The organism is Paenibacillus nuruki, assembly GCF_963311185.1.
Lineage (GTDB): Bacteria > Bacillota > Bacilli > Paenibacillales > Paenibacillaceae > Saccharibacillus > Saccharibacillus nuruki.
Genome location: NZ_OY725677.1, coordinates 3056997 through 3070528, shown reverse-complemented (window position 1 = coordinate 3070528; position 13532 = coordinate 3056997). Strand labels below are relative to the sequence as shown.

At 39.4% G+C, this 13532-nt stretch carries 15 protein-coding genes; 12 read left to right on the top strand and 3 right to left on the bottom strand.

Annotation, left to right across the window (positions count from 1 at the left end):
• Positions 1-98: 98 nt before the first annotated feature.
• Positions 99-266, top strand: a complete 168-nt coding sequence (locus tag RCP16_RS13795; protein ID WP_308640548.1) for a hypothetical protein — start codon at positions 99-101, stop codon at positions 264-266.
• Positions 267-517: 251 nt separating this feature from the next.
• On the top strand, positions 518-1366 hold the full coding sequence (locus tag RCP16_RS13790; RefSeq protein ID WP_069326183.1) for an EcsC family protein: 849 nt from the start codon (positions 518-520) through the stop codon (positions 1364-1366).
• Positions 1367-1501: 135 nt separating this feature from the next.
• On the opposite strand, the gene RCP16_RS13785 is transcribed toward RCP16_RS13790, so the two are convergent.
• Positions 1502-2440, bottom strand: coding sequence for a M23 family metallopeptidase (locus RCP16_RS13785; RefSeq protein WP_308640547.1), 939 nt, complete (start codon positions 2438-2440; stop codon positions 1502-1504).
• Positions 2441-2780: 340 nt separating this feature from the next.
• Between RCP16_RS13785 and RCP16_RS13780 the strand changes: the two genes are divergently transcribed.
• Both RCP16_RS13780 and RCP16_RS13775 read left to right on the top strand, forming a co-directional pair.
• Positions 2781-3494 (top strand): metal-dependent hydrolase, encoded by a 714-nt coding sequence (locus RCP16_RS13780; RefSeq protein WP_069326182.1) that lies wholly within the window; start codon positions 2781-2783, stop codon positions 3492-3494.
• A 112-nt stretch (positions 3495-3606) separates the two neighbouring features.
• A complete protein-coding gene (locus tag RCP16_RS13775) occupies positions 3607-5034 on the top strand; it encodes an alpha-L-fucosidase (RefSeq protein ID WP_308640546.1) in 1428 nt (475 codons plus the stop codon).
• Between the two features lie 102 nt (positions 5035-5136).
• Here the strand turns inward: RCP16_RS13775 and RCP16_RS13770 are convergent, their stop codons facing one another.
• Both RCP16_RS13770 and RCP16_RS13765 read right to left on the bottom strand, forming a co-directional pair.
• Entirely contained in the window at positions 5137-5550 is a 414-nt protein-coding gene (locus RCP16_RS13770) for an ImmA/IrrE family metallo-endopeptidase (protein ID WP_069326180.1), read from the bottom strand.
• 163 nt (positions 5551-5713) lie between these two features.
• Complete coding sequence (locus RCP16_RS13765; RefSeq protein WP_069326179.1) at positions 5714-6151, bottom strand: helix-turn-helix domain-containing protein; 438 nt, start codon at positions 6149-6151, stop codon at positions 5714-5716.
• A gap of 418 nt (positions 6152-6569) precedes the next feature.
• Between RCP16_RS13765 and RCP16_RS13760 the strand changes: the two genes are divergently transcribed.
• The 8 genes from RCP16_RS13760 to RCP16_RS13725 all read left to right on the top strand — a co-directional run bounded on the left by RCP16_RS13760 (position 6570) and on the right by RCP16_RS13725 (position 13503).
• Positions 6570-7076, top strand: a complete 507-nt coding sequence (locus RCP16_RS13760) for an ArpU family phage packaging/lysis transcriptional regulator (protein ID WP_137220962.1) — start codon at positions 6570-6572, stop codon at positions 7074-7076.
• Between the two features lie 127 nt (positions 7077-7203).
• The gene (locus tag RCP16_RS13755; protein ID WP_308640545.1) at positions 7204-7356 is read left to right on the top strand and encodes a hypothetical protein; all 153 of its coding nucleotides are present in this window, start codon (positions 7204-7206) and stop codon (positions 7354-7356) included.
• A gap of 424 nt (positions 7357-7780) precedes the next feature.
• Complete coding sequence (locus RCP16_RS13750; RefSeq protein ID WP_308640544.1) at positions 7781-8683, top strand: hypothetical protein; 903 nt, start codon at positions 7781-7783, stop codon at positions 8681-8683.
• Positions 8684-8718: 35 nt separating this feature from the next.
• Positions 8719-8973, top strand: coding sequence for a YqzN/YkzM domain-containing protein (locus RCP16_RS13745; RefSeq protein ID WP_308640543.1), 255 nt, complete (start codon positions 8719-8721; stop codon positions 8971-8973).
• Position 8974: 1 nt separating this feature from the next.
• Positions 8975-10453 (top strand): phage tail sheath family protein, encoded by a 1479-nt coding sequence (locus RCP16_RS13740; RefSeq protein ID WP_308640542.1) that lies wholly within the window; start codon positions 8975-8977, stop codon positions 10451-10453.
• Between the two features lie 94 nt (positions 10454-10547).
• Complete coding sequence (locus tag RCP16_RS13735; RefSeq protein WP_308640541.1) at positions 10548-10955, top strand: phage tail tube protein; 408 nt, start codon at positions 10548-10550, stop codon at positions 10953-10955.
• Between the two features lie 248 nt (positions 10956-11203).
• A complete protein-coding gene (locus tag RCP16_RS13730; protein ID WP_273615240.1) occupies positions 11204-11638 on the top strand; it encodes a phage tail assembly chaperone in 435 nt (144 codons plus the stop codon).
• Between the two features lie 191 nt (positions 11639-11829).
• Positions 11830-13503, top strand: coding sequence for a hypothetical protein (locus tag RCP16_RS13725; protein ID WP_308640540.1), 1674 nt, complete (start codon positions 11830-11832; stop codon positions 13501-13503).
• Positions 13504-13532: the final 29 nt, after the last annotated feature.

Below are 13532 nucleotides of genomic sequence, written 5' to 3'. Positions count from 1 at the left end.
AAATATATGGGTAATACTAAGACAGGCTGAACAAAATAAATATTCTGGTTACACCACATACACCAAGAAGATTAACTATACTAGGAGTGAAATATAATATGTACAATTCAAATTTTGATAACAATTACAGAAAGATTCAAATTACAGTAAATGGCGAGCCTGTAGGCGATGGTCTGGTACTAGATCGTATCACTTATGCTCCTTTACGCGAAGAAGACGACAAAGCAGATAAAGCAAATCAACATAACGCTATATCTTCTATCTAAATACAACTTGTATACAAAGTATCACCGATAGACGCGGAGATCCACGACCCGCGGCTTTTTTTATATCTAAAATAGTGGCTATCGAACGGATATAGAGAGATATAAGCCGGATAACTGTTTTTTCGATCTACAGGAAAAATAGCTATACGGTTTTTTTATAAATAAATATTGAGTTATATTTGGTATCTGCTACGTATCTATTATAATAAGTAAAACAAAGTATTAATTATGGATTGAAGGAGCTCAATACGATGAACACTATGGAGAGTCAGGCTGAACTGGAACAAGCGTTACAACAGATCAAAAAGTGGGAAAAAGATCAAGGCGGCATTATGTTTTGGGACAAATTGGGACGTATTCCTTTTATGATTCTGGACAAAATGACACCGAAAATGATTCGTAACAAATTAGGCGTAGTATTAAATGAATTAGGACGTTTTATTCAAAGTGGTGGAACCTATCTTATTTCATCCAAAGCGGTCATGCAGCGTCTAGCCAAAGAACAAGGGCAAGCGGATCAAGAGTTGACGATAGCACAAGCTTCTCAATTGCCTCTTCAAGTGATGAACAAAACAGCAGATTCTTTATCTAAAAATCGCTCCAACTGGGCAGCACTTCAAGGCGCAACGACAGGCATTGGTGGGATTTTTACCATTTCAGCCGATATTCCAGCGATGATCGGAATGTCACTCAAAATTCTGCAAGAGATCGCTTTATGCTATGGTTACGATCCTAAAGATCCCAAAGAACGTTTGTTTATTATGAAATGCCTGCAATTTTCTTCTTCTGATATCGTTGGCAAAAAATCAATCCTATCCGAATTGTCTGACTTTGATCATGCAGATACGTCCAAAGAAGTCTTTTCCCAAATGAAAGGATGGCATGAAGTCATCACCACTTACCGTGATAATTTTGGGATCAAAAAATTATTTCAATTGATACCTGTTGCAGGAATTGCTTTTGGTGCATTTACCAACCATACAGCACTTGAAAGTGTCGCAGAAGCAGGCAAAATGTTATATCGCAAACGTCGTGTTCAAGAACGTCTGCAAGAATTACAACAAGCCGACTCAACGGCTACTTCTTTAGAAAAAATGTAACTGAATAGATACGATCACATCGATTCTATTTTACCTATATCGCTAGCTTATAAGTATAAAAAAAGACAAGCATTCTCCTTTTGAACATGGAGATGATGCTTGTCTTTCTCTTTTATACAAAAGCGAACATACGTGCTATAATGAGGGATGCATAGTCTCGCCTTGAATCGGTGAAAAGTGATTCGCAAACTGTACAGGTAACGAAGTGGATGCTGCCCAATTCGCTTGATCCATCACTTGAAAATGGATATGAGGTTCGCTGGAATTGCCAGAATTACCACATTGTCCGAGAACTTGACCACGCTTCACCGTATCACCGACTTGAACATCAATCGAGTGTTGTCGGAAATGAGCAAGCATACTATATTCACGATCAGCATGTTGAATGATGACATAATTACCAGCAGGTTGTTGTTCATTTGTTGAACCTACAGGCTCGTTATCTGCAATATTGTTCACGACTTTAACGATTTTGCCATCAGCGGGTGCAGTCACAGGTCTACCAAAAGCAAAATAACTTTTGTTCTTTTTCGGATTGCCTCGATAAGAAGATCCATTCTGAGTCACGATTAGATCATAAGCATACCGTTGATTAGGATATTCATAATGATAATTGACCAGTGTATTCGAACCACCCCAGACCACTTGCCAATTTTGCTGAACAGGTGGGCTAAATATCGTCTGTGTCTGAATATGATCGGTTGCCGGGTGCTTTTCTAGATCATTTACACGTAATCCTAAAATCGTATGATCTGGATAATCAGGAAGCTGATCTGCAAAGACAGCAACGATTCCACGGCGTTGTTGTTCATCGATCCATACTTTGCGAATCGTATGATCTTGCTTGAGTTCGGATATTGATTGATAACCTTGTACATCATCGCTAAAAGAAGAGATCACTTTTAAAAAAGTATCCCATGAAACTTCTTGTTTGAACGCTTGTGAAGTCTGCGAATAAATTTGCTCATAATTGCCTTTCATTAATTCATTTGTCAGATGATCGGGATGAATCGGATATTCAGATGTATCACTAGGAGTGACACGTACAGATTGTGAAGTTTTAGTTTTATGCATAAGATGTTCTCCTGACTGTATGGTAAAAGATGACGTAGCTACAGATGAAGAAGCAAGATGATCTGGATTACAACTGGTAAGAATAAGACTCATAAGTGAACCATATACAGTGATACGGAGCCATTTTGATAAGGTTCCCATAGTAACGCTCCTTTGAAAGATGGTAAGAAAAGGTTTTTCTATTTTGAACTATTGGTTTGTTTACAGCTATTTTACTATGGATTAGAAACATAAAAAGATGAATAGCAAAAAATTAACATTCACCGAACAAAATAAATCGTTCATTTACAAAACAACAAGAATAACTTGATGGCTCGGCAGAAAGGAAGATTTTTGTATTATGATGGGTAAATCGCATTTTATTATTAGTACTGGAGTCACTGTTTCTTTGATGACACTTGCAGGTATACCTGTGACATCAGCAGCTGTTGTAGCAGCGGCTGTTAGTTCTTTATTACCCGATATTGATGAGCCTAATTCACTACTTGTATCCAAAACATTATCTGAACCTCTGTTACGTGTATTGCAGACGGTTATGCTTGTAGCTGTTGTGTGGATTTTGTGGAAAGGGTTATTTGGAATGCCGTGGGATATAGGGATCGCTGTAGCGGTGGTCTTTATCGCTTTTTTACCAGTGCGTTCGTTACGCAAATTTGTAATGTTTATGATTGGTGTCGGTATGATTATTTATGGTCGAGACATAGCTCCGTGGAATTATATGGCGGGATGCTTGCTGATTATCTGTACATTTTTACCGCACCGGGGATTAACGCATACGATTTATGGAACAGCCGCATGGTCAGCATTGTTGTATGGAACAACTGCTCATTTAGGGAAAAGTATCTGGATTGCAGGTGGAGTCTCTTATTTTCTACATTTATTGGCCGATTCGCTTACAAATCGAGGAGTGAAGTTATTGCCTCCTTTGAAATGGAGATTGCGTTTTAATCTAATGAGCACAGGGACTAAAAAAGGAGATAAATTTGAAAATATCTGTATAGTACTGACACTTATTTTGCTTGGAATTGTCTTTTTACCAAAGTTATCAGGCTAGAACGAAAAAAAGTATACACAATCATAAAAGAATCATGCAGGAAGTTCCCTCTGTATCTCTAATTGATATAGTAAGCACGGAATATATGAATAAGCGACAGGGGGAAAAGACAATGAGTGAGCAACCGATGAATGAACAAGAACGTGAAATGATGGAAAAGCTGATGGAAGTACAGGGTGGAGTACATAATTACAGCAGTGAGGAATCTTGGGTTAAGCCAGAAGATCCGTACATTTTGGAACGATTAGAATGGTTCAAAGATCAGAAGCTAGGGCTGATGATGCATTGGGGTCCTTATTCGCAGCTCGGCGTAGTCGAGTCCTGGGCGCTTAGTGATGATGATGGTGATTGGTCAAGAGACGGCATCGATTGGCAATCGGATAAAGAAGAATTAAAAAGAGAGTATTTTGATCTCAACAAAACATTTAATCCGATTCGCTTTCAACCGGAAGTCTGGGCAGAACTTGCGGCAGAAGGTGGATTCAAATATTTAAATTTTACAACTAAGCATCATGATGGATTTTGTATGTGGGATACGCATACAACAGATTATCGTATTACAGGAAAAGATACTCCTTTTCACCAGCATAAATATGCCGATATTGTAGGTAACGTGTTTAATGCTTTTCGAGAAAAAGGGTTAGCGATCTCTGCTTATTTCTCCAAAGCTGATTGGCATACTCCGTATTACTGGGCAGATGGGATGGAGCGCGGACAAGATTCATGGCGTGGACCTACGTATGATCCTGCTGAATATCCGTGGTTATGGGAAAAGTTTGTTGAATTTACGCATGAGCAGATTTTGGAGTTATTGACGAAGTACGGACGAATCGATGTCTTGTGGTTAGATGCGGGTTGGGTTAGACCGGGCAAAGGTAATCAAGATATTCGTTTAGGTGAAGTGGTAGAAAAAGCGCGGGAACAGCAACCGTGGTTATTATCAGCAGACCGTACAGTAGGCGGCGCCTATGAAAATATCGTGACTCCTGAACAGACGGTTCCTGAGCATGCGATGTCGATTCCTTGGGAAAGCTGTGTTACGATGGGAACTTCTTTTTCTTTCCGATATGAAGATAAATATAAATCAGTACGTGAATTGGTGCATATGTTGATGGAGATTGTAGCCAAAGGTGGTAATCTAGCATTGAATGTAGGGCCACAACCTGATGGACGTTTGCCAGAAGGGGCTATCGAGCGCATCAAAGGATTAGGCGCGTGGCTCAATATATATGGAGAAGCAGTCTATGGAACACGTAGTATTGCGCCAGTCTACACACAAGGTTGGGCATTTACAGGTAAAGCTGCTCAGAAGACAGTCTATGCTACTTATTTATATACCAATGCAGCGATGGTGATTCCATCTACCATGAGTATCCCTTATATGGAGCAGATCGACAACATCGATTTGTTAGGCGAAGAAGTAATTGAAGGGCTAGACTTTGAACAAAATGAAGAAGGTATTATTGTGACATTGCCTGAATCGATCACCGATGTTACGACTGCACCAATCGCTCATGTATTTCGTATTCTACAATCATAAATTAATAATGAATCTATACGACAAAAAAGAGTGGTTATCGCAACCACTCTTTTTGTTTGGCATAAAGTAAACGTAAAAGCGCTAAAAAGAACGTATGTTCGATTAATAGTCAAAAAAATAATACATCTCTGGTGGGATGCCTGTTCGTTTGGCAAAAGCTTCGGTCGTTTCTCCGATCCGTTGCTCTTGCCCGGCGGTCAATAATGTAATCGCAAAATAGTTAGCTTGTCTTTCTAATTTACCCGGCCAAAAATAAGAATGTTCTTCTAAAAAAAAGCGATTAATGCCTTTATGCAACCGATCATGTCCAAGTTCGTGTGCACATACGAATCGCTGCCATTGATCCGAAAGCCCTTCATTAATAATAATAAAGCGTCGTCTCAATTTTTTGTAGTATAAACCTTTGGTGGATTTACCAAGATCCATGTAGCGAATATGTATGCCGAGCGCTTCAGCAATTTCAAAAGGGCAATTCGTTTTATACTTGCGGACCAGATGAGCTGCGTTCTCTTCCATCGTTACAAGCCACCTCCGAGCGCTTAATCGAATAAGCGCGACTTCTTCTAGTCTGATAAGAAAGTGATTTTGGCAAAGCAAAACTTCTTTCAATGAAGCGCTTGGCAGTAAAAGCGCATTTTTTCTATTGATATAATTGCTTACTATACATTAGATAAAGTGTTTACTTGGATGTAGAATCGTCGGAAGAAAGAGGTTTACGTTTATTCATATGTTTAGCTTCCCAGAACAAACCGGTTAATACATCTTTGATCCGTTGCTTATCTTCATCATCCAGTGGCACTCCATCAAACATTAATTCACCATCTTCCTCTAACATCTTTTTAAAATCTCGTTTATCGCGCGAGCTTGCCCATTCGGGGATTTGCTCTGCTTCTTCAGGGCGCAGATAACCTGCCTGATCCATCATTTCGGAATAAGAAACAGCCAGCGCTTTCGCTAGCTTTTCGATCGTTTGCGGTTTGGGCACACCACGTCTACCATTTTCGATTCGCGAAATTTGTGAAGTGCTGATGCCGGCGATCTCTGCCAACTGATTAATACTCCAGTGTTTTTGCTCACGTATTTGTTTCAAATATAGACCAAATGAAAGATTATCCACCGACAATACACCCTTTCTATAGGTACACTTGCGAAATATTCAATGAAAGTAAGAACACTTATAATATACCCTAGTATTGCCATTAGGTAAACATTGTCTTTTACTTCTTTGCCAAAAGGTATGGGTTTGCAAGAAAAAGCGAGATAATGTATCCTTTTTGCGCAAAAATCGCTTTATTTCCGGTTTTACCAATATTCTCCGGTGTGTTATTGTAAAAATATAAAATACGAACAAAATACGAACAAGATCAATAATTTGGAATTTATAATGATTTATTGATTGGAAAAGGATGTTTTATTTCTTGATTTATTGCCAAAAGGTAATGAAGAGAAAACCACTTTTATTGCCAACTGGTTGTATCTTTTCAGTTTCTTTCTACTTTATATCTATACTAACCCTATTAAAGGAGTGTTACCTCATGAATTTACTTACTGCTTTGCCTGAATTAGATCGCCGTCAAACACGTACTGCTGTAGAAGCTGTATTTGAAAAATATCGGATTTATAAAACTATCACTTTTGAAATGCGTGAAACGTCGATGACCGCTTCTTATCAAGAACGGATGCATGGATCAACCAATGTAACTAGCGATTCAACTGCGAATGCAGCTATCTATAATGTAGATACTCCTGCGGCACGACGTGCCTATTGCGAACGAATTGAAGCCATTGTAGAGCGCTTAGGCGAACGTGAACAATTACTATTAAAAGAAAGATATCTCAAACACGATGATGTATTCGATTATAAAGTGTACAGCTATCTGTTCGATCCACCAATCAGCAAAGATACGTATGTTAAAGTAAGAACCAAGGCTTTTTACAAAATGGCATTAGCGCTTGCCGATACAGGCATGATTAAGTTAGATGAATTGATGCCCAAAAAAAGTCGTACACGCCGAAGTACAGAAGTTCCTTATAGTTCTTAATCGTTACATCGTTGATATAGATTAATTCGATCATGTTCATGAAGATAAAGAGCCCAATGCTAAAGTGGAATAGAACTTATGTATTGTGTTACGTTTAGACAGATATCAATAGAAATGAGGCGTAATGATGAGTCTAAAATCAAAACCTGCATGGTGGATCAAAGTCGCAACAGCATCCGTATTGCTTTGTGCAGTGGATATCGTACGTTCTCGCAAAGTAGTCAGCCAGCCTTTTCCCAATACTGTAGACCCATCAACAGACGACCCTCTGGCGAAATGAATAAATGTCCAATCCTATATCAATTGTCCAAAACGTTTGCTTACGAGCAAGCGTTTTTTTGTTTTTCTCTTATCTGTTGGACTTTATCTTCTATAGAAGAAAAGCATTTCCAGAGGCGTAAAATCCTTTGTAAAGTCGTTACTATCCGCAAAAACCAAGCAGAGCAAGCCCTAATCTAAAGGCTCTTCTTTTTACCGCCGTAAGTCCCCTATTAACCGTCCTTTTTTCGTCCGATACACCGTCTCCATTAGGAGAAAAACGAGGTAAGATTGTATTATCGGAAATGAAGCAAAAGGAACACAATCAACCGAAAGCACATACGCTAATGTTCAGACTGATCCTAGAGATTCAGTCTTTTTTTCATGCGGTGAGATGATTCTTTTGCTTATATTTCTGGATAAAGGAGGTGAACAATATTCCTAAGATGCGAGCTACGATCAAGTCCAAACTGGCAGAAATTATTCCAGAATGGAAGGGTCAAGTGTATGATCTTTCACCACTTGATTTGATTTTGCCAGGGTCTTGTGCAGTGGTGACTTTTGCAGAAGAAGTTCAGAAATCATCTTGGGCAGGCTATCGTCGGATTGTCAAAATCTGGCCTTATGCCCGTATCAGTAATGGTGGCTTTGAACAAGTGGAAGCATGGACCCAAAAGTTAATTGAGGTCTTACATGATGCACGATTAGAAGATGAAGAAGGTCATGCATTTACATGTATCTATCTAGGGGCTTCAGACAGTGATCGAATTGATACGCTGAGTGGACTAGCGACGCGAGCGATACGATTCGGTATCTATGTTCCTGAACCATTAGATTCATCTACTAGTTCTCATGCACTTCAAGCTTCCAATGTTAATGCATCTACGGCAGTACTTGAATCTGTACAGCCTGATTCATGGCTCACAGCTCTACACCATTGGACACAAGCACAATTAGGTGAGGAGTGGACCATCTATGAAGAAGCATGGCCTATTGATTATAAGGCTCCTGCTGTACTTTGGCGACTGACTGCAAGTAATTTTGCAGCAGCAGGTACTTCTGCTTTCGATGTTCGTAAGCAATGGATTGGACATGTCTATGGGCGAAATGCACAAGAAACACAGCGAATAGCGACAGGTCTGGTAGAACGTTTGAGTTCGCAGACAAGAATTCCTTTGGATATTGCCGATCGTCGTTATTTGACAGTTAGTGAAGCATCTGTAGATATACAAGCAGATGCTTTTTTAAATGGTCAAATCCGCTTAACGTTGTTGCATCGTGTTCAACGAGCATTGCCTAACGCACCATTGATTCGAGAAGTAACCAACAAACCTGTTTTAGATTACTAATTTCATAGTTATTGCAGAGAAAATGAGGTGTTCTGATGGCAAATGCTAGCAAAAAGAGTGTGACTGCTAAAACAAGCGACACTCCAATCCATGAAGAGACAGAGCAATCTTCTTCCAAAGCTGTTCAGCCCCAATACCCGCTGAATGAACTTCTGCAACATGCAGATGAGCTTTTTGGAGTAAAAGCTGAAGTACTACATGGTGTGTTTTACGATGATTCCGACAAATTATTTTCAGTAGAAGAAGCTACACAAAAAATCCAACAATTTATGAAAGCGAAGGTGAAGTAAAATGGCAAGTGGCACATGGGAAAGCACGAACAAACCGGTACTTCCGGGTTTATATATGAATTTTGAGGCAGCAGCAGCTTCAGCAATTCAAGCAGGTAATCGTGGTACAGTGGTTGTTTTGGTCAAAGGAAACTGGGGACCTGTAGGAGAGTTTGTGGAAATTGGTAGTGAAACAGCAATCTCACAACACTTTTCTGGAGATAGCGAAAATGGAGCAACAGCTTACAATTCACTCTATCTAGCCTTGCTTGGCGGTCCTAAAAAATTGCTAGCTTACCGCTTAGCAGATGATACGGCTAAAGCTTCTAGCCTAGTGTTGAAAGCGGCAGGTGCTACAGAAGGTACAGCAGGAGCGAACGTACTTCAACTAGATACAAAATATACAGGTACACGCGGTAACGGCTTTACAGTAACTGTGCAACCTAATGTAACAGACAGTACACAACAAGAAATTCGTTTGTATGAAGGAACCAAATTGGTACGTACATTTGTAGCTAAAGATGGAAAAGCATCTTCTTTTGCCAAAGCGATCAATGAAGATACAGATAATCTGTGGATTACAGCAAAAGCTTTAGTAGATGGTGGGATTCCAGCTAACGTAGCAAATGCAGCATTCGCAGGTGGCGCAAGTGGTAATGCTGGTCTAGCAAATGCAGATTATATTGAAGCACAAGCAGCACTAGAAAGTGAAGAATTCGATGTATTGGCATTAGATTTTGCTGCTGATCCTGCGTTACTGAAAAGCTTTGCCGCTTGGATCAAACGTGTACGTAGTGAAGGGAAACATACGGTTGCAGTAGTCGGTGGTACAGCAGCAGATGATCTATCTTCCAAAGCAGCTACGATTGCAGCAACACGCTCTCTTTCATTGAACTACGAAGGTATTATCAATGTAGGTACAGGTGTGCGTATTGGTACAACAGATTATACTTCTGCACAAACAAGTGCTTATGTAGCAGGTCTGATTGCTGGTCAACGTCTAAATGAATCAACAACGTACCATATTACGCCTTTTGACGATGTGACTCGTCGTTGGACACGTTCTGAGCAAGAACAAGCTGTCAAAAATGGTGTGTTTATTTTCTTCCATGATGGTCGTCAAGTGAAAGCTCTTCGTGGTGTGAATAGTCTTGTGATTCCAGCAGCTGGACAAAATAATGCTTGGAAAAAAATCCGTTCCATTCGTGTGATGGATGCAATCAATGGTGACTTGCAACGTGCGGCAGAAGATTCTTATATCGGTAAAGTAAATAACACTGAAGAAGGTCGCCTTGCTCTTATTGGTGCCATGAAAGAATATCTGAATCTTTTGGCGCAAAGTAGCGTGATTGAAGCATCTGGCTTCGATGTAATTTTAGATCCTGCTTATTATGGCGCAGCTCCAATCTTGCGTCCTGAAGCAGATCAAGTATTCTTGCAATGGAATGTGAAATTGACAGATGTCATGGAACAATTGTTTGGCACATTTTACGTGCAATAAGTGATAGCAGTCAGCGCAATATCTATTCATTTAGGTATAGCTTTTTGGATTTCAAAATAAAAATAAGAACCGAAAATCGAAGGAGGAAATATATATGTTAGACGCTTCAAGAGTTATTCTGGGTACACATGGACAATTGCACATTGATGGGGTATGGCAAACGCATATCAACAAACTGGAAGCAAGCGTGGAAATTGAAAAACGTGAGCTGAATCTGGTAGGTAACGAATGGAAAGTACACAAAAATGGTTCCAAAAAAGGTACAGGTACAATGACGGGTTATAAAGTGACTTCGGATATGTTGGTACGTGGTTTCCAAAAATTCGATATCATTTCCAAACTAGACGATCCTGAATCTTATGGTCATGAGCGTGTACGCTTAATGCGTTGTATGCCAGACAAAATTCAATTGGCGAACTGGACAGCAGGTGAAGAAGTTCCAGAAGAAACAGCGTTTACGTTTGAAGGATATGAGTTGTTAGATCCAATCGTAGCGAACTAATGAATAAATAGCATATTACCAAAGCAATACAATTAAGTTATGTAGCTAGATAACTAATGGCTAATACGAAAAAAAGCTACTTTTAATATCTATAAGCGATGATGTCTTATTCCACTAGATCAGTAAGCGATAAGCGAAGGATGAGTATGTTTTTCTTCGTTTGTCGCTACTTGGCGTGGAATAAATACGAAATAATCTTTATTTTGATGTAAAAAACTATTATTGACGATCCTGAGGAGGACATAATCATGAGTTTGAACGAAAATTTATCAGAAGAACAAATCTTGGACAGCCTATTTGAAGCAGCAGACAAATTGCCAGAAGAAACAGTAGGTATTCAACGTCTGGATTTGCAAATGACATTGCGTGGACTCACTTCCAGTAAAGTAGACAGTATTCGTGAACGTTGTACGGTTCGCAAAACGACTAAAGGTCGCACAGAAGAAAAAGTAGATAGCGAAACGTTTAACGCACTATTGATCTCTGAAGCGACTGTTCAATTGGAAGTCAAAGGCTTGAAATTGAATGGATGGGGCGATCCGCGTATTACCAGTCGTTTAAAATTATCCGGTGGCGAACAAGCGGTGCGTCGTATGTTACTAGCTGGTGAACTGGATGCGGTCGGAGATAAAGTTCTTGAACTTTCTGGCTTCGGTGTGGAGCTTGATGACCTAAAAAACTAATTCACTCCGGAGGGATCACGACGATGCTGTATCACATGTGGGTACGGCACCACCTCCGTCCCGGAGAGTTTTGGAATTTGTCTCAAGGCGAGCGCTCACTATTGCTAGCTTTTTCGCAAGAAGAAATGGGAGCAACAAATGAAAAGACTAACAAGTAAATTCAAGGTGTAATCATTTAAGGAGGTGAAGAAGTGGCTGATTCTAAAAATTATAAAGTTAATTTAATTACAGATATAGAAGACCTTTTAAAAGGGAATAATGAATTACGAGCAACTAGTCGCTATATAGACAGCGTTAAACGAGCTACAGAACAATTCAGTAGAGCTAGATATCAAGGTTTAATCAAAGTAAATACAGAATTGAAATATATGCAACGTCATCTTAGCAATATTTATAGTTTGGCGGTACGCGTTTCACGTTTGCGTATTATTCCCACTGTTTATTTAATTGATCATGCTACTCCAGCATTAGAACGTCTGCTTAAAAAGTTAAAAGAAGTCAATTCGTATGCAGTAGTCGCTAGAGCAAATATCCATTTTAAAATGCAAGCATCGATGGCTCCTATGATGCCTGCAACTTCAGTAGTTACGCAAGTAGATACTACAACGACTACTACTATTGAAGGATTAAATATAGATGGATTAATCTCAGCTTTGAATAATAATACTACTGCTATAAATAATTCGAGTAGTGTGACGAGTAATTCAAATTCAGGAGGAAGTCCAAAAGAACCAGATAAGCCCAAAGGAATTTTTGATTCTATTTTGGGAGTATTTGATGGACTTAAAAGTTTTGGTGCAGGTGTCAAATCAACAGGAGAATCAATCGAAACTCTTAAAAAAATTCGTGATGCATCAAGGCTAACTCCTACAACTACTGCTGGAAAGATACTTAAATGGGCAACAATAGTGAAAGAATCAGGGAGCCTAATTAGTCATGTAGGTACATCTGTTTCAGGTATATTGGGTGGTGGAAAAAGTATAGGAGAAAATTTTTCTAGTCTTTGGAGTAATGTGATAGGGGATGCATCTTCAGGAGCTACAACAGAAGAGGCAGGGTCAGGTTTACTAAAAGGAGGACTCAAAGCAGGCGGAAGATTATTAGGTTTTTTAAGCTTACTTCCTGATACATTTGACTTTATGAAAGCTCAGAATAATGAAGAACGCGGTTCTGCTATAGGTTCAGCAGTAGGGGGAGTAGGAGCAGGGATATTGGGTGGTGTTGCTGGTAGTGCTTTACCAGGAGTTGGTACTGCTGTAGTAGGTGCCATTTTTGCAGTTGGAGGTAGCATCTTTGGAAGAGAATTTGGAAAAGCTGTTGGTGGATTGTTTAATCCAGCTACACCTAATCCATCAAGTGTTACTAAAGATACAACCGGAAACAATACAATGTTTATACCTGATTTATCTAATTTAACGGGTATACCTTTTCCACCCAATAAAAATATGTTAGCACCAAAACCTTCGTTTGCAGACAGATATGTTACGCCTGTTTGGGAAAATAATATAAAACCGCGTGTAAACAATCCTGCGCCATCTGTTCCCCCTCAACCGAAAGCTAATGAAGTAGCGAACAAAGCAAGGATTACCACAACAACTAAAACTAGTGTTCAATCAACAGTGCAATTGAGCGATACACAGATGGGAACTCTTTCTGGAATGCTTAAAGATTTCAAAGCACAAGTGACAAATAATGTTTCCGTAAATGTTCCTGCAGGTGCTGTTCAGATTACAGTCAAAGAAAATAAAATTGATTATGATGCTTTAGCTATAAAAGTAGGACAACGTGTTATTAAGCAAGTACGCCAAGCACTAGAAAATCAGAAACCAGCCTCAGCTTCTGGAACAGCTACACCTGCCTCATAAGTATGAATTAAAGTTGAATTACTTTTAGA

Coding starts and splice junctions, on each gene's coding strand:
- RCP16_RS13755 (WP_308640545.1), top strand. CDS start 7,204: ATGAGTCTAAAATCAAAACCTGCATGGTGGATCAAAGTCGCAACAGCA.
- RCP16_RS13750 (WP_308640544.1), top strand. CDS start 7,781: ATGCGAGCTACGATCAAGTCCAAACTGGCAGAAATTATTCCAGAATGG.
- RCP16_RS13770 (WP_069326180.1), bottom strand. CDS start 5,550: ATGGAAGAGAACGCAGCTCATCTGGTCCGCAAGTATAAAACGAATTGC.
- RCP16_RS13795 (WP_308640548.1), top strand. CDS start 99: ATGTACAATTCAAATTTTGATAACAATTACAGAAAGATTCAAATTACA.
- RCP16_RS13760 (WP_137220962.1), top strand. CDS start 6,570: ATGAATTTACTTACTGCTTTGCCTGAATTAGATCGCCGTCAAACACGT.
- RCP16_RS13785 (WP_308640547.1), bottom strand. CDS start 2,440: ATGCATAAAACTAAAACTTCACAATCTGTACGTGTCACTCCTAGTGAT.
- RCP16_RS13740 (WP_308640542.1), top strand. CDS start 8,975: ATGGCAAGTGGCACATGGGAAAGCACGAACAAACCGGTACTTCCGGGT.
- RCP16_RS13745 (WP_308640543.1), top strand. CDS start 8,719: ATGGCAAATGCTAGCAAAAAGAGTGTGACTGCTAAAACAAGCGACACT.
- RCP16_RS13735 (WP_308640541.1), top strand. CDS start 10,548: ATGTTAGACGCTTCAAGAGTTATTCTGGGTACACATGGACAATTGCAC.
- RCP16_RS13780 (WP_069326182.1), top strand. CDS start 2,781: ATGATGGGTAAATCGCATTTTATTATTAGTACTGGAGTCACTGTTTCT.
- RCP16_RS13775 (WP_308640546.1), top strand. CDS start 3,607: ATGAGTGAGCAACCGATGAATGAACAAGAACGTGAAATGATGGAAAAG.
- RCP16_RS13730 (WP_273615240.1), top strand. CDS start 11,204: ATGAGTTTGAACGAAAATTTATCAGAAGAACAAATCTTGGACAGCCTA.
- RCP16_RS13790 (WP_069326183.1), top strand. CDS start 518: ATGAACACTATGGAGAGTCAGGCTGAACTGGAACAAGCGTTACAACAG.